The sequence below is a fragment of the Geodermatophilus sp. SYSU D00696 genome, assembly GCF_054050235.1.
In genome coordinates, this window is sequence record NZ_JBJGYY010000022.1 from 33,857 (window position 1) to 51,819 (window position 17,963).

General features: G+C 75.9%; 20 protein-coding genes and 1 riboswitch. Of the genes, 12 read left to right on the forward strand and 8 right to left on the reverse strand.

Going from position 1 to position 17,963, the window contains the following annotated elements:
- Positions 1 to 21 precede the first annotated feature (21 nt).
- Positions 22 to 1,302, forward strand: a complete 1,281-nt coding sequence (locus tag ACI79O_RS15035) for a cytochrome P450 family protein (protein ID WP_456914548.1) — start codon at positions 22 to 24, stop codon at positions 1,300 to 1,302.
- Here the strand turns inward: ACI79O_RS15035 and ACI79O_RS15040 are convergent.
- The gene (locus ACI79O_RS15040) at positions 1,271 to 1,468 is read right to left on the reverse strand and encodes a hypothetical protein (protein WP_456886309.1); all 198 of its coding nucleotides are present in this window, start codon (positions 1,466 to 1,468) and stop codon (positions 1,271 to 1,273) included. The two genes, ACI79O_RS15035 and ACI79O_RS15040, sit on opposite strands and share 32 nt — an antisense overlap.
- A 10-nt stretch (positions 1,469 to 1,478) precedes the next feature.
- On the opposite strand from ACI79O_RS15040, the gene ACI79O_RS15045 reads away from it, so the two are divergent.
- From ACI79O_RS15045 to ACI79O_RS15055, 3 genes are all read left to right on the forward strand, one after another.
- A complete protein-coding gene (locus ACI79O_RS15045; RefSeq protein ID WP_456886311.1) occupies positions 1,479 to 2,162 on the forward strand; it encodes a TcmI family type II polyketide cyclase in 684 nt (227 codons plus the stop codon).
- On the forward strand, positions 2,159 to 2,584 hold the full coding sequence (locus ACI79O_RS15050; protein ID WP_456886313.1) for a VOC family protein: 426 nt from the start codon (positions 2,159 to 2,161) through the stop codon (positions 2,582 to 2,584). Before ACI79O_RS15045 ends, ACI79O_RS15050 begins: the two co-directional genes overlap by 4 nt.
- A gap of 214 nt (positions 2,585 to 2,798) precedes the next feature.
- Positions 2,799 to 2,955: riboswitch (cyclic di-AMP (ydaO/yuaA leader) on the forward strand.
- A gap of 246 nt (positions 2,956 to 3,201) precedes the next feature.
- Positions 3,202 to 3,837 carry an aggregation-promoting factor C-terminal-like domain-containing protein gene (locus ACI79O_RS15055; RefSeq protein ID WP_456886315.1) on the forward strand — a complete coding sequence of 212 codons (636 nt, stop codon included), beginning with the start codon at positions 3,202 to 3,204 and terminating at the stop codon, positions 3,835 to 3,837.
- Between the two features lie 64 nt (positions 3,838 to 3,901).
- Here the strand turns inward: ACI79O_RS15055 and ACI79O_RS15060 are convergent, their stop codons facing one another.
- Positions 3,902 to 4,978: an alkene reductase gene (locus ACI79O_RS15060; protein ID WP_456914549.1), complete on the reverse strand. Its 1,077-nt coding sequence runs from the start codon at positions 4,976 to 4,978 to the stop codon at positions 3,902 to 3,904.
- A 72-nt stretch (positions 4,979 to 5,050) separates the two neighbouring features.
- On the opposite strand from ACI79O_RS15060, the gene ACI79O_RS15065 reads away from it, so the two are divergent.
- From ACI79O_RS15065 to ACI79O_RS15075, 3 genes are all read left to right on the forward strand, one after another.
- Entirely contained in the window at positions 5,051 to 5,917 is an 867-nt protein-coding gene (locus tag ACI79O_RS15065; protein WP_456886319.1) for an FAS1-like dehydratase domain-containing protein, read from the forward strand.
- A complete protein-coding gene (locus ACI79O_RS15070; protein ID WP_456914550.1) occupies positions 5,911 to 7,059 on the forward strand; it encodes an acyl-CoA dehydrogenase family protein in 1,149 nt (382 codons plus the stop codon). Before ACI79O_RS15065 ends, ACI79O_RS15070 begins: the two co-directional genes overlap by 7 nt.
- Before the next feature lie 99 nt (positions 7,060 to 7,158).
- On the forward strand, positions 7,159 to 8,577 hold the full coding sequence (locus ACI79O_RS15075; RefSeq protein WP_456914551.1) for a DUF222 domain-containing protein: 1,419 nt from the start codon (positions 7,159 to 7,161) through the stop codon (positions 8,575 to 8,577).
- A gap of 112 nt (positions 8,578 to 8,689) precedes the next feature.
- On the opposite strand, the gene ACI79O_RS15080 is transcribed toward ACI79O_RS15075, so the two are convergent.
- Both ACI79O_RS15080 and ACI79O_RS15085 read right to left on the reverse strand, forming a co-directional pair.
- Positions 8,690 to 9,454: a hypothetical protein gene (locus tag ACI79O_RS15080; protein ID WP_456886325.1), complete on the reverse strand. Its 765-nt coding sequence runs from the start codon at positions 9,452 to 9,454 to the stop codon at positions 8,690 to 8,692.
- A gap of 30 nt (positions 9,455 to 9,484) precedes the next feature.
- Positions 9,485 to 10,360, reverse strand: a complete 876-nt coding sequence (locus tag ACI79O_RS15085; RefSeq protein ID WP_456886327.1) for an ABC transporter ATP-binding protein — start codon at positions 10,358 to 10,360, stop codon at positions 9,485 to 9,487.
- A gap of 194 nt (positions 10,361 to 10,554) precedes the next feature.
- On the opposite strand from ACI79O_RS15085, the gene ACI79O_RS15090 reads away from it, so the two are divergent.
- Entirely contained in the window at positions 10,555 to 11,694 is a 1,140-nt protein-coding gene (locus tag ACI79O_RS15090) for a sensor histidine kinase (protein WP_456886329.1), read from the forward strand.
- Positions 11,691 to 12,371: a response regulator transcription factor gene (locus tag ACI79O_RS15095; protein ID WP_456914552.1), complete on the forward strand. Its 681-nt coding sequence runs from the start codon at positions 11,691 to 11,693 to the stop codon at positions 12,369 to 12,371. The genes ACI79O_RS15090 and ACI79O_RS15095 overlap by 4 nt, the downstream gene beginning before the upstream one ends.
- A gap of 6 nt (positions 12,372 to 12,377) precedes the next feature.
- On the opposite strand, the gene ACI79O_RS15100 is transcribed toward ACI79O_RS15095, so the two are convergent.
- Together ACI79O_RS15100 and ACI79O_RS15105 are read right to left on the reverse strand one after the other, a co-directional pair.
- On the reverse strand, positions 12,378 to 13,142 hold the full coding sequence (locus ACI79O_RS15100; protein WP_456886331.1) for a hypothetical protein: 765 nt from the start codon (positions 13,140 to 13,142) through the stop codon (positions 12,378 to 12,380).
- Positions 13,143 to 13,211: 69 nt separating this feature from the next.
- Positions 13,212 to 13,847 carry a dihydrofolate reductase family protein gene (locus ACI79O_RS15105; RefSeq protein WP_456914553.1) on the reverse strand — a complete coding sequence of 212 codons (636 nt, stop codon included), beginning with the start codon at positions 13,845 to 13,847 and terminating at the stop codon, positions 13,212 to 13,214.
- 152 nt (positions 13,848 to 13,999) lie between these two features.
- On the opposite strand from ACI79O_RS15105, the gene ACI79O_RS15110 reads away from it, so the two are divergent.
- From ACI79O_RS15110 to ACI79O_RS15120, 3 genes are read left to right on the forward strand one after another with little or no spacing between them, the layout of a single operon-like run.
- On the forward strand, positions 14,000 to 15,202 hold the full coding sequence (locus ACI79O_RS15110) for an EAL domain-containing protein (RefSeq protein ID WP_456914554.1): 1,203 nt from the start codon (positions 14,000 to 14,002) through the stop codon (positions 15,200 to 15,202).
- Between the two features lie 40 nt (positions 15,203 to 15,242).
- Complete coding sequence (locus ACI79O_RS15115) at positions 15,243 to 16,358, forward strand: winged helix DNA-binding domain-containing protein (RefSeq protein ID WP_456914555.1); 1,116 nt, start codon at positions 15,243 to 15,245, stop codon at positions 16,356 to 16,358.
- A gap of 55 nt (positions 16,359 to 16,413) precedes the next feature.
- The gene (locus tag ACI79O_RS15120) at positions 16,414 to 16,839 is read left to right on the forward strand and encodes a DUF1707 SHOCT-like domain-containing protein (RefSeq protein WP_456886344.1); all 426 of its coding nucleotides are present in this window, start codon (positions 16,414 to 16,416) and stop codon (positions 16,837 to 16,839) included.
- 66 nt (positions 16,840 to 16,905) lie between these two features.
- Here the strand turns inward: ACI79O_RS15120 and ACI79O_RS15125 are convergent, their stop codons facing one another.
- Together ACI79O_RS15125 and ACI79O_RS15130 are read right to left on the reverse strand one after the other, a co-directional pair.
- Positions 16,906 to 17,766 carry a GGDEF domain-containing protein gene (locus tag ACI79O_RS15125; RefSeq protein WP_456886346.1) on the reverse strand — a complete coding sequence of 287 codons (861 nt, stop codon included), beginning with the start codon at positions 17,764 to 17,766 and terminating at the stop codon, positions 16,906 to 16,908.
- Positions 17,767 to 17,889 (reverse strand): hypothetical protein, encoded by a 123-nt coding sequence (locus tag ACI79O_RS15130; protein WP_456876287.1) that lies wholly within the window; start codon positions 17,887 to 17,889, stop codon positions 17,767 to 17,769.
- Between the last annotated feature and the right edge of the window lie 74 nt (positions 17,890 to 17,963).

The following is a 17,963-nucleotide window of genomic DNA, read 5'->3' on the forward strand; positions in this document are numbered from 1 at the left end:
CCACCCACGTCAGGAGACAGCATGACCCAGACCGCGCAACCGACCCCCGCGGCGCCACCGGACGACGTGGTCCCCGGCGGGCAGATCTACACGCCGGAGTTCCGCGCCGACCCCTACCCGGTCTACGCCCGGCTGCGCGCCGAGCGACCGGTGGTCAAGGTCCGGACGCCGCGCTTCGACTCGTTCCTGGTCACGCGCTACGACGACGCCCGTCAGGCGTTGTCGGACCCGCGCCTGTCCAAGGACCTGTACCGGGCCGGGGACACCTACCTCGCGGTGTTCGGCGAGAAGGCCCGGCAGATCAACACCAACATGCTCAACTCCGACCCGCCGGAGCACACCCGGCTGCGCCGCCTGGTGACCCAGGCGTTCACGCCGCGGCGCATCGAGGCCATGCGCCCGCGGATCGAGGAGATCGTCGAGGACCTGCTGGACCGGATGGCGCCGCGCGGCAGCACCGAGTTCGTCGACGAGTTCGCCCTGCGCCTGCCGCTGGCGGTCATCGGGGACCTGCTCGGCATCCCCGAGGCCGACCACGAGGAGATCCTCGCCGGCACCCAGGTCATCCGGACGGTGGGCACCGGCGGGCGCAGCCCCCAGGAGGACCGGGCGGCGATCGGGCAGGCGCAGGAGCGGCTGCACGCCTACTTCTCCGGCTTGGTGGCCGGCAAGCGCCGGAACCCCGGCGAGGACCTCGTGAGCGCGCTGATCGCCGCGCGCGACGGGGACGGCCGGCTGTCGGAGGCGGAGCTGGTGTCCACCTGCTTCCTGATGCTGTTCGCCGGCTACCAGACCACCTCGGACTTCCTCGGCAACGCCGTGGTGGCGCTGCTGACCCACCCCGAGGAGCTGGCCGAGCTCCTGGCCGACCTCGACCGGGTGCCCGCCGCCGTGGAGGAACTGCTGCGCTTCGACGGCTCGGTCCCCGTGTCGAGCTTCCGGTTCGCCACCGAGGACCTCGAGATCGGCGGCGTGACCGTCCCCGCGGGCTCGATCGTCACGATCGTGCTCAGCGCGGCCAACCACGACCCGGAGTTCGTCCCGGACGCCGACGCGCTGGACCTCTCCCGCGGCTCCACGCACCACCTGTCCTTCGGGCACGGCATCCACAAGTGCCTGGGCACCGCCCTCGCACGGCTGGAGGCGACGACCGCGCTGCGGCGGATCCTCGTCCGCCTGCCCGACCTGCGCCTCGACGTCCCCGTCGAGGAGCTGCAGTGGCTGCCGGCGGCGTCGGCCTTCCGCGGGCTGCTCGAGCTCCCGCTGCGGTTCACCCCCACCCCTCTCCAAGGAGGCTCGTGATGACCCAGACCACGCCGCCCTCGACCCCGTCGGCCGACCCTGCAGCCGACGCGACGACGACACCCACCGAACCGCCCTGGGCGAACGACACGGTCGAGTTCACGAACACGTCCACGTCGCCGGCCAGCTGGAACTCGGCCACGTGGCGGCCGTTCCGCAACGTCATCGTCTGCCGGATGGTGCCTGGCAGCGAGGACAAGGTGGGACCGGTGTTCGCCTACTACGACCGGACCACCCGGCCGCAGGACATGGGCGTCGTCGGGCGGGTCCTGCTCTCCTACGAGGGCCTCTACCTGCACGTCATCGAGCGCAAGGAGGACCCGGAGGTCTCCGGCCAGCGCCGCGGTCTGCCGGCGTTCCAGGCGATCGCCGAGGCCATCGCACCGTACGTGACGCCCTACCCCAGCTACTGGCAGAACCCGTCGCACTCGGTGGCGAAGCACTTCTACAGCTGGGTGCCCGAGGGCGAGGTCTCCCCCGACCGGGAGATGACCGTCATCGTCCAGCGGATGCGGCCGGGCAGCGAGGAGGACATCGCCCGGGTGTTCGCCGCATCCGACGCGGGTGGCCTGCCCACGGAGACCGGCGTCACCGGCCGCTGGCTGTACTCCATGGAAGACGTATTCGTGCACCTCCTGGAGCAGGACCGGGCCAAGGCGGCGGCCGTGCGGCAGAACCACGAGTCCATGCGGCCGGCATTCGCCAAGGTCATGGAGGACCTGGCTCCCTACGTCAGCCCGTACAACCCCGAGACGTGGCAGACCCCGCGCGACTCGGTGGCCCGGGTCTTCCACCGCTGGACGGCTCCCGACTGGGCGCCCGGGGACCAGCTTCCCGCGCCCCGCGAGGGCACGTCATGAGCCTGCGCCGGTTCGCCAACCAGACCTACTTCGCCGACGACGTAGCCGCGGCCGTCGCCTGGTACACGGAGCTCCTGGGTACCGGGCCGGGCTTCACCAGGCCCGGCCCAGGCGGACGGCCCAGCTACGCGAAGTTCCGCATCGACGAGGGGACGTCACTGGCGATCGCCTCCCGCGCCTCCGCCCCTCCGGGCATGGCGCTGGAGACCGGCGGCGCGGTCGGCTACTGGGACGTCGACGACCTCGACGCCGTGCTCGAGCGGCTCACCGCGATGGGCGCGAAGGAGTACATCCCGCTCACGCCGCACGGGCCGATCGTCAGCGCCGCCGTCGTCGACCCGTTCGGCAACGTGGTCGGCATCTCCTCCGAGCGGCACCACGCAGCCGACCTCCCCGGGGACGGTGCCCGCCGACCCGGGTAGTCCGCACGCGATCGGACGCGGCCGCCGGGACCCGTGGTCCCGGCGGCCGCGGCGTGTCCGGAGGAGATTGGTCGCGCGGGGTGACCAGCCGTGCGCGGAGGGGACGTGGCGTCGGCCTGTCGCGCTCCGGTCGGCACCTCCGATTGTGACCATCCGGTCACGTCCTTAGCGTTTCGGCGTCCGGCCGGTCGTCTCGTCCCCGTCCGGGGGCCCCTGCCGGATGCCGCCGAGTCGCGCCCACCCCCGTGGGTGCGAGCCGGGGACCCACCTGCACCACCGGGGTGAGTCCCGCTCCCGGCCCTCCGGGAGCGGGTAGGGCACTCCCAGCCCGAACCCGTCAGCTCACCTGGTAGGCGGCCACGGGAGGACGGAGTACATCCGCGCCCTGGGGCCCCGAGCCCCCGCGCGCCCAGGTCCGGGACCGTCGCGCTCCCGCCTGCCCAGCCACTGCACGCAGCAGCCGTCGCACGCCCGCAGCCGGGCCCCTGGTCCGGCCGGTGCCGCGCGCCCGGCTGCCGACCCCTGCCCTCACGGGCCTCGGGGCCCACCGCATCCCGACCCACCCGGCGCCGTCCGGTGACGGCGTCCGGCGACCACACCTCCAGGAGGACGACCCGATGCATGCACCCACCGACCTCGAGCACACCGCCGCCCAGGACACCCTCGTCGCCGCGCGACCGCGCCGCCGCGTCCTGCACCTGCTGACCGCCACGGGGGCGATGACCCTCGCCCTCACCTTCGGCGGGCAGGCGGTGGCCCAAGCCGACGACCACTGGGACTCCGGTGACCGCAGCTCCAGCTCCCAGTGGGGCGGCTGGGACGGTGACCGCGACGGTGGCTGGAACCAGGGCGACGGCGAGGCGGCGCCCGCCGCTCCCGCGGCGGCACCGGCTCCCGCGCCGGCCTCCGCACCCGCCCCGGCACCGGCTCCCGCGCCGGCCGCGGCACCCGCCGCCTCGGGCGAGGCGGCCTACAAGGACTACGCCCTGGCCCAGCTCGGCGGGAACGCCACCCAGTTCGGCTGCCTCGAGCAGCTCTGGGAGCGGGAGAGCGGCTGGAACCCGAACGCGCAGAACCCCAGCAGCACCGCCTACGGCATCGCCCAGTTCCTCGACTCCACCTGGGCGGGCACCGGCATCGCGAAGACGTCGGACCCGTACCGGCAGATCGACGCGGGGCTGGTCTACATCGAGAACCGGTACGGCAGCCCCTGCGCGGCCTGGAGCCACTTCCAGGCCAACAACTGGTACTGACCGACTGACCCGGGAGCCCCCTCCGGCCCGTCCGGTGAGGGCTCCCGGGTCGCCGCGCGGCGTCTCAGCTGGCGCGCAGTGTGGGGTAGTCGGTGTAGCCCTCGGCACCCGACGCGTAGAACAGGTGCGACCGGATCTCGTTCTCCGGGTGCTCCCCGGCCCAGCGCTCGACCAAGTCGGGGTTGGCGATCACCGCCCGGCCCACGGCGACGACGTCGGCGTGCGCGGCCTCGATGAGCGCCACCGCCTCCTCGCGGGTGGTGACGGCGCCGAAGCCGCTGTTGGCCATCAGCGGCGCGCCGGAGCGGCGGCGCAGCTCCTGGACCAGGTCGCCGGCGGGCTCCCGGTGCAGCACCGACAGGTAGGCCAGGCCGAGCGGACGCAGCCGGTCGAGCAGCGCGCCGTAGGTGGCGAGGACGTCGCCGCGGTCGGGCTCGAGGACGTCCTGGATGCCGTGCTCGGGCGAGATCCGCAGGCCCACGCGGCCGGCGCCGATCGCGTCGGCGACCGCGGTGACCACCTCGGCCACCAGGCGGGCCCGGTTCTCCGGCGAGCCGCCGTACTCGTCGTCGCGGACGTTGGACGACGGCGCCATGAACTCGTGCAGCAGGTAGCCGTTGGCGCCGTGGACCTCCACGCCGTCCAGCCCGGCCTCCACGGCGCGCTCGGCGGCCCGCCGGAAGTCCCGGACGACGTCCCGGACCTCCTCGGTGGTCAGCGCGTGCGGCACCGGGTAGGGCTGCTTGCCCTTCTCGGTGTGGCCGGCGCCGTCGATCGCGATGGCGCTGGGGGCCACCACGCGGCGGCCGCCGTTGACGTCGGGGTGGGTGACCCGCCCGCCGTGCATGACCTGCAGGACGATCCGGCCGCCGCGGGCGTGCACCGCCTCGGCGACGCGGCGCCAGCCGGCCACCTGCTCGTCGGTGACGATGCCGGGCTGGCCGACGAAGGACTGCGACTCGTGGTTCGGGTAGGTGCCCTCGGTGACGACCAGGCCAACGCCGGCGCGCTGCGCGTAGTGCTCGACGACGAGGTCGCCGGGCACGCCCGAGGAGCCGGACCGCATCCGGGTCAGGGGCGCCATGGCCACGCGGTTGGCGAGCTCGAGGTCGCCGAGTTTCACGGGTGAGAACAGGTCCACGCCGGTTCCGACACCCGCACGGCCCGCGCCATTCCGGGGTGCGGGCGGCGTCACAGGCGGCACGATGACGCCGTGTCCTCCCTGACCGACGCCGTCGCGGGCTGGTCCCCGGGCCCGCTGACCGGCACCGCGGTGGTCGCGCCCGGGCCCGCGGCCGCCTTCGCCGCGCTGCTCGACCAGCCCGCCCCGCCGCTGGCCGACGGCGACCCGCTGCCGCCGGGCTGGCACGTGTTCACCTTCCTCGACCGGCCGGCCACCGCCGACCTCGGCGACGACGGCCACCCCCGCGCCGGGCACTTCCTCCCGCCGCTGCCGCACCGGCGCCGGATGATCGCCGGCGGGCGGCTCCAGGTCACCGCTCCGCTGCGGGTGGGGTCGGCGGTGGAGCGGACGTCGTCGCTGGCCCGCTGCGAGGTCAAGACCGGCCGGAGCGGGGAGATGCTGCTGGTCACCGTGCGCAGCGAGTACCGGGAGGACGGCGCGCTGCTGGTCACCGAGGAGCAGGACGTCGTCTACCGCTCCCAGGAGGCCGGCTCCTCCCCGGCCCCGGCGGGCGCCGGCTCCCCCGCCGACATCGGCGACCACGTGGTCGAGGTGCTGCCCGACCCGCCGCTGCTGTTCCGGTTCAGCGCACTCACCTACAACGCGCACCGCATCCACTACGACCAGCCCTACGCGACGCAGGTGGAGGGTCACCCGGGTCTGGTCGTGCACGGGCCGCTGCTGGCGCTGCTGCTGCTGGAGGTCCCGCGCCGTCACCTGCCGGACCGGTCCGTCACGTCGTTCAGCCACCGCCTGGTCCGCCCGGCGTACGCGGGTCCGCCGGTGCGGGCGGGCGGGCGGCTCGACGGCGACCGGTTCGCGCTGTCCGCGGGGACGGTGGGCGCGCCCGCGTCGGTCACCGGGACCGCGGTGCTCGCCGAGGGCCCGCGGTGCTGAGCCCCGAGGAGCGCGACGTCGTCGCCATCGTGCGGGCCTTCGTCGACCGGGAGGTCCGCCCGGTCGTCCGCGAGCTCGAGCACGCCGACGAGTACCCCGAGGCGCTGGTCGAGCGGATGAAGGAGCTCGGCGCCTTCGGCCTGGCCGTCCCCGAGCCGTGGGGCGAGGCCCCGGTGTCGATGCCCTGCTACGCGCTGGTCACCGCGGAGCTCGCCCGCGGGTGGATGTCGCTGGCGGGCGCGATGGGCGGGCACACCGTCGTCGCGAAGCTGCTGGTCGCCTTCGGCACCCGGGAGCAGCAGGACCGCTGGCTGCCGCGCATGGCGACCGGCGAGGTCCGGGCGACGATGGCGCTCACCGAGCCCGGTGGCGGGTCGGACCTGCAGGCGATGACCACGGTGGCGCGACGCGACGGCGAGGGGTACGTCGTCGACGGCGCCAAGACCTGGATCAGCAACGCCCGCCGCTCACAGCTGGTCGCGCTGCTGTGCAAGACCGACCCGGCGGCGCGGCCGCGGCACCGCGGGGTGTCGGTGCTGCTGGTGGAGCACGGACCAGGACTGACGGTGTCGCGCGACCTGCCCAAGCTCGGCTACAAGGGCGTGGAGAGCTGCGAGCTGGTGTTCGATGCGTACCGCGCGCCGGCCGACGCCGTCCTGGGCGGGGTCGAGGGCCGCGGCTTCGCGCAGATGATGACCGGCCTGGAGACCGGGCGGATCCAGGTGGCGGCGCGGGCGGTGGGCGTGGGCCAGGCGGCCTTCGACGACGCGCTGCGCTACGCCCAGCAGCGGGAGAGCTTCGGCCGGCCGATCTGGCAGCACCAGTCGGTGGGCAACCTGCTCGCGGACATGGCCACCTCGCTGACCGCCGCCCGCCAGCTCCTGCTCCATGCGGCCGAGCGCCACGAGTCGGGACAGCGGTCGGACATGGAGGCCGGGATGGCCAAGCTGTTCGCCTCCGAGACGGCGATGCGCATCGCGCTGGACGCCATCCGCGTGCACGGCGGCCACGGCTACTCGACCGAGTTCGACGTCGAGCGCTACTTCCGCGACGCCCCGCTGATGATCGTCGGCGAGGGCACCAACGAGATCCAGCGCGACGTCATCGCCCGCCAGCTGGTGGCCCGCGGCGGGCTCGACTGAGCCCGTCGACGTTCCCGCGGGAACGCTCCGCGCCGGTGACCAGCGGTTCTGTCGGCAGCCCCTCCTAGCGTGTCGGACACACGTTCGAGGAGGACGCCGATGGACGGGCCCACCGACCTGCCGCTCGACGAGCTCGCCCGGCGCATCACCGGCACCGCCGTCCGGCTGGCCGCCGCGACGGCGGAGTGGCTCGCACTGATCGCAGAGTTCGACCGCCGCGAGGGCTGGGGCGGCGCCGGCCTCCGGTCGTGCGCCCACTGGCTGGCCTGGCAGTGCGGCCTGTCCCCCGGCGCGGCCCGCGAGCACGTCCGCGTCGCCCGCGCCCTGACCGGCCTACCACGCATCCGGGAGTCCTTCGCGTCCGGCCGGCTCTCCTACTCGAAGGTGCGGGCGCTCACCCGGGTCGCCGAGCCCGACACCGAGGACGCGCTGCTCGACCTCGCGCGCGAGGCCACCGCGGCCCAGGTCGAGCGGGTGGTCCGCGCCTGGCGCCGGTCGGACGCCGTCGACGCCGGGACCGTGCGCGACAAGCGGCGGTTCGAGCACTGGTGGGACGACGACGGGATGCTGCACCTGCGCATGTGCCTGGACGCCGAGGAGGGCGCGGCGTTCCTCGCCGGCGTCGACTCCCTCGCCGAACGCGACGCCCGCCGCGACCGGGCGGCCGCCCGGCGGGAGGGCGATCCCGGGCGCGGGGGCGACGGGCCGGCCGACGGGGTCGACGAGGTGGCCCTCGCCCGGGAGCGGACGGCGGCGCGCCGCTGCTCCGCGGTTGCCCGGCTGGCCGCCGCCGCACCGGAGGCCGACCGCCGGGCCGGGGACCCGCCGCGGCGCGAGGTCGTCGTGCACGTCGACGCCGCGGTCCTCGCCGACGACGCCGCGGCCGGCCGGGCCCACCTGGAGGGCGGGCCGGCGCTGCACGGCAGCCAGGTGCGGCGGATGCTCTGCGAGGCCACGGTCGTCACCATGCTGTCGCGCGGACGCGAGCCGCTCGCCGTGGGCCGCGCCCGGCGGCTGGCCACCCGGGCCCAGCGACGGGCGCTGTCCCGCCGCGACGGTGGGTGCGCGCGGCCCGGGTGCCCGGAGACGCGCGTGGCGCGGCTGCACGCGCACCACCTGCGCCACTGGCTGTTCGGCGGCGCCACGGACCTGGACAACCTGGTCCTGCTCTGCGACGCCGACCACGGCCTGGCCCACGACCTCGACCTGGTCATGACGCGGCAAGCAGGTGAGTTGGTCGCCATCACACCCGACGGCCGCCGGGTGTGGGGCCGGGGAGACGTCGCCTTCGCCGCCGGCGTGGAGGGAGCCGACGGCGGCGGCGACGGGACCGCGCCGACCGGTTCGGCGCTCGTGACCCGGCTCGTCCCGCGCCAGGAGTCCGACCAGCCCGGCTCGCTGGCCGGGGGTGGCGAGCGCATGGACCTCGGCTACGTCGTCGGCGTGCTGCTGGGCAACCGCGACCTCGAGCGCCGGCTGGCCGCCGAGCGGGCCGGTCGGCTCGACCCGGCGGCCTGATCCCGCCGTCCCGCGGCCGGGCGTTCCGCCGGAGCGGTGGCCGGGCGTTCCCGCGGGAACGGGCGGACCCTCCCGGCCGTGGTGGGCCGGGAGGGTCCGGGTGAGGCGGATGTCAGGCGACCGCTCGGCGGCGGGTGAGGACGGTGCCAGCGACCAGGCTGACGACCACCCAGCCGGTCAGGACCAGCACCTGGGTGCTGCCGCCGTGCCCGAGGGCCAGACCCAGCACGGCGTCGGCCGGGTCGAGCTTCCCGGCGAGGCCCGGCTGGGCCATCCGCAGGACCGGCATGACGCCCAGGACGGTCAGGTACAGCCCGGTCAGCGCTGCCGGCGAGTTCGCCACGGCCGCGCCCACACCGGCGCCGACGACCGCGAAGGCCGCACCGGCCGCGACCACGACCCCGAACGCCTGCGGGACGCCGTCCCACGTCAGGTCCCCGACGGGCGCCACCGCCAGGACGCCGGCGGTCGCCGCGGTCGCGACGGCGGCCAGCGTGGCACCGAGGAGGGCCACGGCGACCGTCTTCGCGGCCACCACCCGCCCGCGCTGCGGCACCACCAGGAAGGTGGTCTGCACGGTCCGGTGGGTCCACTCGCCGGCGGTCGACAACACCCCGAGCGCGAGCAGGACCAGCACGGTGACCAGACCGAGCGCGCCGACCGGCCCGGTGGCCGAGCCGAGGTCGTCGTCGCTGGTCGCGGCCATGACGGCCGCGGCGACGGGTGCGAGCAGTGCCGACACCAGCGCGAGCGTCCGCCCCGACCGGGTGGACAGGGACTTGCGGATCTCCAGGCCGACCAGGGTGGCCGGCGACGCACCCCGCTCGCGGACGGCGGGACGCGCGGTGGACGAGGGTGCGGGGGTGAGGGTGGTCATGGCGAGCTCCGGGAGGAGGGATGGGGTGGGTCAGGAGGCGGAGGTGAGCTGGAAGAAGAGGTCCTCGATGCCGCGCTGGACCGGGCGCAGGTCGGTCAGGACGTGGCCTCCGGCCGCCGCGACCGCCCCGACCGCGCCGGGCTCGGCGCCGGGGACCACCAGGACGCCGTCGGCGCCGTGTTGCACGTGGAACCCGGCGTCCTCCAGCGCGCGGGCGAGCGCGGCCGGGTCGGCGGCGTGGACGGTGGTGCCCTCGCCGCCGAGCAGCTCGGTCACCGGGCCGTCGGCGACCAGCCGGCCGGCGCCGATCACCAGCAGCCGGTCGACGGTGTGCTCGACCTCGCCGAGCAGGTGGCTGGACAGCAGCACCGTGCCGCCGCGCGCGGCGTGCCCGCGCAGCAGGTCGCGCATCCAGCGGATGCCCTCGGGGTCCAGGCCGTTGGCCGGCTCGTCGAACACCAGCACCGGCGGGTCGGCCAGCAGCGCCCCGGCGATGCCCAGCCGCTGCCGCATGCCGAGGGAGTAGCCGCCGATCCGCCGCCGCGCGGCTGCGGAGAGGCCGACCAGCTCCAGCACCTCGTCGACCCGCGGCCGCGGTACCCCGATGGCCGTGGCGAGCAGCTGCAGGTGCACCCGCCCGGTGCGGCCCGGGTGCACGGCCGAGGCGTCGAGCAGCGTCCCGACGACGGCGCCCGGGTTGGGCAGCTCCCGGTAGGGCCGGCCGTCGACGAGCGCGGTCCCCGAGGTGGCCGGCACCAGGCCGGTCACCATCCGCATCGTCGTGGTCTTGCCGGCGCCGTTGGGACCGAGGAAGCCGGTCACCGTGCCGGGCTCGAGCGTGAAGGACACGTCGTCGACGACGGTCCGGGAGCCGTACTGCTTGGTCAGCCCGCTGACCTCGATCATGGGGACCTCCTCGGTCGCCGACCGGTCCGTCCGGTCACGACGACGAGAGTGGCCGCGGCCGGGGGCGCGCCGCGTCGGCCGCGGGGCTGGACCTGCGGCACCGGGAGTCGTACGCCGTGTCGCCCGATCGGAGACGTCGGACGTCGACCGTCGGGCGACCCGCGGGCACGGCGCGGCGTCCTACGCTCCGCGGCATGGGGCTGCGCGCTCGCCTGTGGCCGGGACTCGGGCCGCGCAGCATCGCGTTCGAGGTGGCCCTGGCACTGCTCGGCACGGTCGCCGTCGGCCTGTCGGCGGCGACCCCGGGCAGCGGTCGCCTGGCCGTCGTCGTCCCGGGGACCGTCCTCCTGGTCGTCACCCTCGCCCTGCTGCGCCGCCGCGCGCCGCTGGTCCCGTTCGGCATCGGCGCCGTCCTGTCGGCCCTCTCCCCCGCGGTCACCGTCGCGAGCCTGCTGACCGCCTACGCCGTGGGCCGGTACGAGCCGCGTTGGCCGGTGCGCTCGGCGGCGGCGGTCGTGGGGGTCGTCGCGGTCGCCCAGCCGTGGACGCTGACCTCGGTGGACCAGTGGGTCGGCGCCGTCGGCGGCGCCACGCTCGTCGTCCTGCTCCCCGGGGCGCTCGGCGCCTGGGCGCGCACGCGCGCCGAGCTGGTCGACGCGCTGACCGGCCGGGCCGAACGGGCCGAGGCCGAGCGGGAGCTGCTGGCCCGCGAGGCCGTCCTCACCGAGCGGACCCGGATCGCCCGGGAGATGCACGACGCGGTCGGCCACCGGGTGAGCCTCATGGTGCTGCAGGCGGGGGCCATCGAGGTGGCCGCTGGGGACCGGGACCGCGTGCAGCAGCTGGCCGGCCAGGTGCAGGAGGCCGGACGGCGCGCGCTGGAGGAGCTGCGGCAGATGGTCGGCGTGCTGCGTGCCGGGGACCTCGACGAGGCTGCGCCGCTGGGCCCCCAGCCGGGGCCGGCCGACCTGCCCCGGCTGGTCCAGGCGGCCCGGGAGGCAGGGATGACGGTGCGCTGGAGCGGACCCGCGGAGGGGACCGCGCCGGTCGACCCCGCCGTCGGGCGGGCGGCGTACCGCATCGTGCAGGAGGCGCTGACCAACGCCGGCCGGCACGCCCCCGACGCACCGGTCGAGGTCACCGTCGAGCGGTGCCCGGGTGAGCTGCGCGTCCGGGTGGTCAACGGCCGCCCGTCGCACGTCCCGGACGCCGTCCCCGGCGGGGGCTTCGGCCTGGTGGGGCTGGCCGAGCGGGTGCGCACGCTCGGCGGCCGGCTGCGCGCCGAGCCGCGTCTGGACGGCGGCTTCGACGTCGAGGCGGTGCTGCCGGCATGAGCGGCTCCGCCGGGCAGCCGCGGATCCGGGTGGTCCTGGTCGACGACGAGGAGCTGGTCCGGTTCGGTCTGCGCACCGTCCTCGAGGCCGCCGGTGACATCGAGGTCGTCGGCGAGGCCGCGGACGGTGCCGCGGGGGTCGCCGCGGCCCGGGACCTGCGCCCCGACGTCGTCCTCACCGACATCCGGATGCCCCGCATGGACGGGCTGGCCGCCACCCGCGAGATCCTCGCGCTCCCCGACCCGCCGCAGGTCGCGGTGCTGACCACCTTCCACCTCGACGAGTACGTCTACGCGGCGCTGGCCGCCGGCGCGGCGGGCTTCCTCCTCAAGGACACCCCGCCGCGGGAGATCGCCGCGGCGGTGCGGGCGGTGGCCGACGGGACGGCGACCCTGTCCCCCGCGGTCACCGCGACGCTCATCGAGTCCTACGTCGACCGGCGGGCCGCACCGCGGCGCGCGCGGGCGCTGCGGCGGGTCGCGGCGTTGTCCGACCGCGAGCGCGAGGTGCTGGCCCTGCTGGGCAGCGGCGGGTCCAACGCCGAGCTCGCCGGGCGGCTGTTCGTCAGCGAGGCGACCGTGAAGACCTACGTCTCCCGGCTGCTGACCAAGCTCGACCTGGCCAACCGGACGCAGGCGGCGATCCTCGCCCACGAGGCCGGCCTGCTCGAGGGCTGACCCGGCTCACCGCGGCGTCAGCAGCCGGCGGGTCTGCCGCGCCCGGGCGAGCAGCGACCCGTCCTCGGCGCGCAGCTCGGCGTCGTCCACGGCCACGTCGTCGTCGACCCAGGTGGTCACCTGGTCGACCAGGACCCAGGCGCCCGGGGCCGGCGGCGGGCCGGCGAGGTGCGCGGTGAGCTCGACGGTCGGGACGGCGAGCGGCGTGGTGCGGACGGCGAACAGCGACGGCGGCAGTGCGTCGATCAGCACGCCGAGCTGGACCAGCGGCTCGAGGTCGCCGTCGATGCGCGCCCACGCGGTCAGCCGCGGCTCGTCGCCACCGGCCAGCGGCCGCGTCGTGCCCAGTGCGCGGACCGAGAGGTGCTCGGCGAAGGGCACCAGCTCGCGCGGCAGCGCGAACGGCACCCCGTCGGCCACGGCGGGGACGGGTGCGGGCGCCCCCGGCCGGACGGGCCGGGCCAGGGTGAGCACCTGCGCGACCGCGGCGACCCGCCCGCCCTGGTCCAGCGTGGCCCGCACGCTGCCGGTGGTGCCCGCCCGGTCGGCGACGGCCTCGACGTGCGCCTCCGTCGCGGGCTCGACCCCGGCCAGCAGGTGCGCGGCCACCGCCCGCGGCGCGGCGCCGGTCAGGTCCGCCGCCGCGGCCAACAGGTGCCCGACCACCAGCCCGCCCTGCACGTGGGTGAAGGACCGCCAGCTCGGGTCGAACGTCAGCACCCGCCCGGGCGCCGGACGGGCGGTCGGGACGAGAGCGGCGGTCAGGCTCACGGTTCCTCCAGGCGCGCCGGTTGGACGATCCAACCGACGCGACGAGGAACCCTACCGCAGTCAGTATGGTCATCCAACCGACATGGTGTCGTCCAGCGCGTACGAGCCGGTGGTCACCTCACCGACGCGCCGGTGGGCGGTCATGACCGCGCCGGTGGAGGTGGTCGCCGACGAGACCGTCTCCCACGTCCGCGGGGCCGCCCCGCCCTCGAACAGCCGCTTCCCCTGGCCCAGGACGACGGGGAAGACGATCGTGCGGAGCTCGTCGACGAGGTCCTCGGCGAGCAGGGTCTGCACCAGCCCCACCGAGCCGTGCACCTGCAGCTCCCCGCCGTCGGCGGCCTTGAGTTCCCGCACGGCGGCCGGGACGTCGTCGCCGAGGAGGCGAGCCGTCGACCACTCGAGCGAGGTGAGCGTCCGCGAGGCGACGTGCTTGGTCTTCGTCTGCAGCGCCTGGGCCACCGGGTCGCCCTTCGCGTCCACGTGCGGCCAGTGCGCCGCGAAGATCTCGTAGGTGCGGCGGCCGAGGAGGAAGTCCTCGGCACCGGCGAACCAGGCGTCCATCTGCCGGCCGAAGGCCTCGTCGGCGTGCGGGACCAGCCAGCCACCGAACGGGAAACCGCCGGAGGGGTCCTCCTCCGGGCCGCCGGGGGCCTGGGCGACCCCGTCGAGGGTCAGGAACGTGGTGACGACGAGCGGGCGCATCGGGTCCTCCTCGGTGCCGGGTGACGGTGTCGGGGTGCAGACGGCGCCCGGCGCCGGGACTCATCGGTCCGGGTGAGCCCGGGGGTGACCACTCCAGTCGTGCCCGCCCGGTGTCGATGGGAGGGGACTGGCCTTCCGGACGAGGAGCACCCATGGCACGACAGCGCACGGACGCGCAGCAGCAGATCGCCGACCTGCTGCGGACGGCGAGGAAGTCGCTGCACATGAGCGTGGCGTTCCTCAGCCGGCTCGACGGCACGACCCAGCACTTCGAGGTGGTCGACAGCCGGGTGCCGGCCCTGTTCCGGGACGGCGCCACGGCCGTCCAGGAGACGTCCTTCTGCCAGAAGATCCTCGACGGGGAGCTGCCCGCCGTCATCGACGACGTCACGCGGTACCCGCTCGCGATGTCGCTGCCCGCGGCCCGCATCCCGCGCATCCGCAGCTACGTCTCGGCGCCGGTGACGCTGTCCGACGGCACCCTGTACGGCACCTTCTGCGCGTTCGGCTTCACCTCCGACAAGGAGCTCACCCGCCGGGACGAGTCGCTCATGACGGTCCTGGCCTCGGCCGCGTCGGTGGTCATCGAGCCCGAGGTCCGCGAGCAGCAGCGCCGCGACGACATCGACGGCCGGCTCGGGCCGCTGGTGCAGGCGGGCGGCCCCAGCATCGTCCTGCAGCCGATCGTCGACCTCGCCACCGGGCAGCGGGTGGGCGCCGAGGCGCTCAGCCGGTTCCCGCGCGAGTGGGGCAAGGGCCCCGACGTCGTCTTCGAGGAGGCGCACAGCGTCGGCCGCGGCCACGAGGTGGAGCTGCTCGCACTGCGCGGCGCGGCCGCGCACCTGGACCGGGTCGGCGGCTACGTGGCCATGAACGTCTCCCCGCAGACCCTGCTGACGCCGGAGTTCGCCGGGCTGCTGGGGGAGCTGCCCCTCGACCGCGTCCTGCTCGAGCTCTCCGAGCACGACCCGGTCGAGGACTACGACGAGCTCACCCGCGTGCTGCTGCCCTTCCGCGCCGCCGGGATGCGGCTGGCCATCGACGACGTCGGCGCCGGCTTCTCCTCGCTGCGCCACATCGTCGTGACCGACCCCGACGTGATCAAGGTGGACCGCAGCATCGTCAGCGGCCTGGACACCGACCCGGTGCTCGCCCGGCTGGTCGCGTCCCTGGTGACCTTCGGGCACGGCTGCGGCGTGACGGTGGTCGCCGAGGGCATCGAGACCGCCGAGGAGGCCGACGCGCTGCGCGGGCTCGGCGTCGACCTCGGCCAGGGCTGGTTCTTCGGCCGCCCCGGGCCGCCGGAGGCCCTGGCCCCCGTCGCGCCCGCGCGGGCCGAGCCCCAGCCGGTCTGATCCCTCCCGGCCGTCGGCGCCCGGGGCTAGCGTGCGCGCCGTGCCGCAGACCGCGTCCCGCGCCGACGTCCTGGCCTCCCGGGTCACCGCCCAGCAGCTGGACCGGGAGTCCGGCACGGCCGCCGACACCGCCGTCCTCGACCTCGGCGTGCAGGACACCGGTCCCGACGGCGGGCTGTGGGCCCTGGCCCTCCGCGGCGTCGACGTGGCGGCCCTGGACCCGGCCGAGCTGGCCACCGTCTGGACCGTCCGCGGCGCCCCGCACCTCCACCGCCGCGCCGACCTGCCCGCCGTCGCCGCCGCGACCGCCCCGTTCTCCGAGGACGACGCGGCCAAGCGGGTGTTCGACGCGGCGAGGCCGCTGAAGGCGGCGGGCATCCCCGTGCTCACCGCGCTGGACCGGATCGCCGAGCGGATGCGGGCGATCGTCACCGCGCCGACGGTCAAGGGCGAGATGTCGCGGGCGCTGTCGGACGCCCTCATGGAGGACGGCGGGCCCGGTCCCTACAACCGGTACTGCCGCCCCTGCGACGCGGTGCACCTCTACGAGCAGCCGTTCCGCCTCGCGGCACTGCGGGCCGGGCTCGAGCTGCAGCCGGGCACCTCGCCACCGGTGCTGCAGCCGGTGCCCGGTTTCGCGCCGGCGGACACCGTCCCCGACCGGCTCGACGTCGTCCGCGGGTACCTGCACCTGCTGGGCCCGGCCACGCCGCAGCACGTGGCCGGCTACCTCGACGCCCCGGTCGCGGACGTGAGGGCGCACTGGCCCGACGACGCCGTCGAGGTGACGGTGGACGGGCAGCGGCGCTGGGTGCTCGCCGGCGACGTCGAGCGGCTCGGGACGGCGCCGCCCGCGGTCACCCGGCTGCTCGGCCCGTTCGACCTGTTCCTGCAGGGCCGCGACCGCGAGACGCTGGTCGCCGACCCCGCCCGCCGGAAGGCGCTGTGGCCGGTGCTCGGCCGGCCCGGAGCGGTGCTGCACGACGGCGACCTCGCCGGACTGTGGCGGCCACGCAAGGCCGGCAGCGCGCTCACCGTCACCGTCGAGCCGTGGCGGCCGGTGACCGGGGCGCTCCGGGCGCGCATCGAGGAGCAGGCCGAGCGCCTGGCCGCCTTCCGCGGGATCCGGCTGAAGGCCGTCGAGGTGACCGGCTGAACCGTCCACCGGACGACGGACCCGCTCGGGGGCCCGCGGTGCCACGATGTGGCGCATGACCGAGCCGGTCCGCACCGCAGACCTCCGGGTGTCCGACGTCGAGCGCACCGCCGTCCAGGAACGGCTGCGCCGTGCGGTGGGCGACGGCCAGCTCGACCTGCACGAGTTCGACGAGCGGCTGCAGGCGGTGTGGGCCGCGCGCACCCGCGGCGAGCTGCAGCGGATCACCCTCGACCTGCCCGAGCCGCCGCCCCCGCCGCCGCCGGCTCCCCGGCACCGGGTCTTCTCCGACACCGCCGGCGGCACCACGATGCGGGTGCTCACCACGGTGTGGGCGTGCGTGGTGGCGGTCAACGTCGTCGTCTGGCTGCTGGTGTCGCTGGGCAACGGCGATGCCGTCTACCCGTGGCCGATCTGGTTCGTCCCGTCGGGCGCGGTGCTCGCCGTCCTCTACGCCACCGGGATCGGCCGCCCCCGGTAGTTGCTCGAACGGCCCCGTTGCAGGGTCCCGCCGCGAGCCTGCGAGCGGTGGGGGCAAGGGGGTCCTTCATCGCTCCGAACGTCGTCGCTGCCGGGTCTTGGCCCCGTACATCGCCCGGTCGGCGCGGGCGACGACGTCGTCGGGGGTGTCGCCGGGCCGGCCGACGGCCCCACCGATGCTCATCCCGACCCGCAGCGGCCCGGCCACGGTCGGCACCGGCGCGGTCACCCGCGCGGACACCAGCGCGGCCAGCTCGCCGACGTCGGACTCGTCGCAGTCGGGCGAGAGCACCACGAACTCGTCGCCGCCGAAGCGGGCGACGACGTCGCCGGGCCCGGCCGCAGCCTGCAGCCGGGCGGCGACCTCCACGAGCACCGAGTCGCCGACGCCGTGCCCGTGCACGTCGTTGACCCCCTTGAAGCCGTCGAGGTCGCAGAAGAGCACCCCGCAGGGGTCGGCCGACCGCGGGTCGAGCCGGCGGGTGAGCTCCTCGAAGAACGTGTGCCGGTTGGCGATGCCGGTCAGCCGGTCGGTGCGGGCCCGCTGCGCGAGCAGCTCCTCCCGCCGCCGCTGCTCGGTGACGTCGATGCCGATGCAGGCCACCGCGAAGGGCCGACCGTCGGGACCGGTCAGGACGTTGTTGCGCATCGACACCAGCCGGCGGGCGCCGTCCCGGTCGAGCCAGTCCCCCTCCTGGGGGTGTGCCCGGCCGGTCCGCACCGCCTGCTCGACGGCGTCACGGGCCAGCTCCCGGTGCTCGGGGACGACCCACACCTCCCAGAAGGGCAGCCCGAGCAGCTCCTCGGCGCACCGCCCGGTGAAGCGCTGCAGCGCGGGGTTGGCCAGCAGGATCCGGCCGTCGGCGCCCACGACGGTGACGAGGGCGTCGGTGCCCTCGACGAACCCCTGCGCCAGCCGGTCGTCCACTCAGCCCCGCGCGTCGCGGACGGCGCGCACCCCGGCCCGGCCGCGGTCCTCGCGGCCGCCGTGCACCCGGACCATGTCGGCTCCTCCCCCGTCGGCGTCCGCCGACACACCGGATGAGACCACGGTGACCGTCCCACGTCGACGGGCCGGTCCGGGTTCCCGTACCGGCCGGTCCGGTGCCTGCGCCGGGACGCCGG

What these genes read in the sequence shown, in the direction of transcription:
- ACI79O_RS15035 (WP_456914548.1), top strand. Translation starts at nt 22, where the DNA reads ATGACCCAGACCGCGCAACCGACCCCCGCGGCGCCACCGGACGACGTG.
- ACI79O_RS15040 (WP_456886309.1), bottom strand. Translation starts at nt 1,468, where the DNA reads ATGACGTTGCGGAACGGCCGCCACGTGGCCGAGTTCCAGCTGGCCGGC.
- ACI79O_RS15045 (WP_456886311.1), top strand. Translation starts at nt 1,479, where the DNA reads ATGGTGCCTGGCAGCGAGGACAAGGTGGGACCGGTGTTCGCCTACTAC.
- ACI79O_RS15050 (WP_456886313.1), top strand. Translation starts at nt 2,159, where the DNA reads ATGAGCCTGCGCCGGTTCGCCAACCAGACCTACTTCGCCGACGACGTA.
- ACI79O_RS15055 (WP_456886315.1), top strand. Translation starts at nt 3,202, where the DNA reads ATGCATGCACCCACCGACCTCGAGCACACCGCCGCCCAGGACACCCTC.
- ACI79O_RS15075 (WP_456914551.1), top strand. Translation starts at nt 7,159, where the DNA reads ATGGACGGGCCCACCGACCTGCCGCTCGACGAGCTCGCCCGGCGCATC.
- ACI79O_RS15080 (WP_456886325.1), bottom strand. Translation starts at nt 9,454, where the DNA reads ATGACCACCCTCACCCCCGCACCCTCGTCCACCGCGCGTCCCGCCGTC.
- ACI79O_RS15085 (WP_456886327.1), bottom strand. Translation starts at nt 10,360, where the DNA reads ATGATCGAGGTCAGCGGGCTGACCAAGCAGTACGGCTCCCGGACCGTC.
- ACI79O_RS15090 (WP_456886329.1), top strand. Translation starts at nt 10,555, where the DNA reads ATGGGGCTGCGCGCTCGCCTGTGGCCGGGACTCGGGCCGCGCAGCATC.
- ACI79O_RS15095 (WP_456914552.1), top strand. Translation starts at nt 11,691, where the DNA reads ATGAGCGGCTCCGCCGGGCAGCCGCGGATCCGGGTGGTCCTGGTCGAC.
- ACI79O_RS15105 (WP_456914553.1), bottom strand. Translation starts at nt 13,847, where the DNA reads ATGCGCCCGCTCGTCGTCACCACGTTCCTGACCCTCGACGGGGTCGCC.
- ACI79O_RS15110 (WP_456914554.1), top strand. Translation starts at nt 14,000, where the DNA reads ATGGCACGACAGCGCACGGACGCGCAGCAGCAGATCGCCGACCTGCTG.
- ACI79O_RS15120 (WP_456886344.1), top strand. Translation starts at nt 16,414, where the DNA reads ATGACCGAGCCGGTCCGCACCGCAGACCTCCGGGTGTCCGACGTCGAG.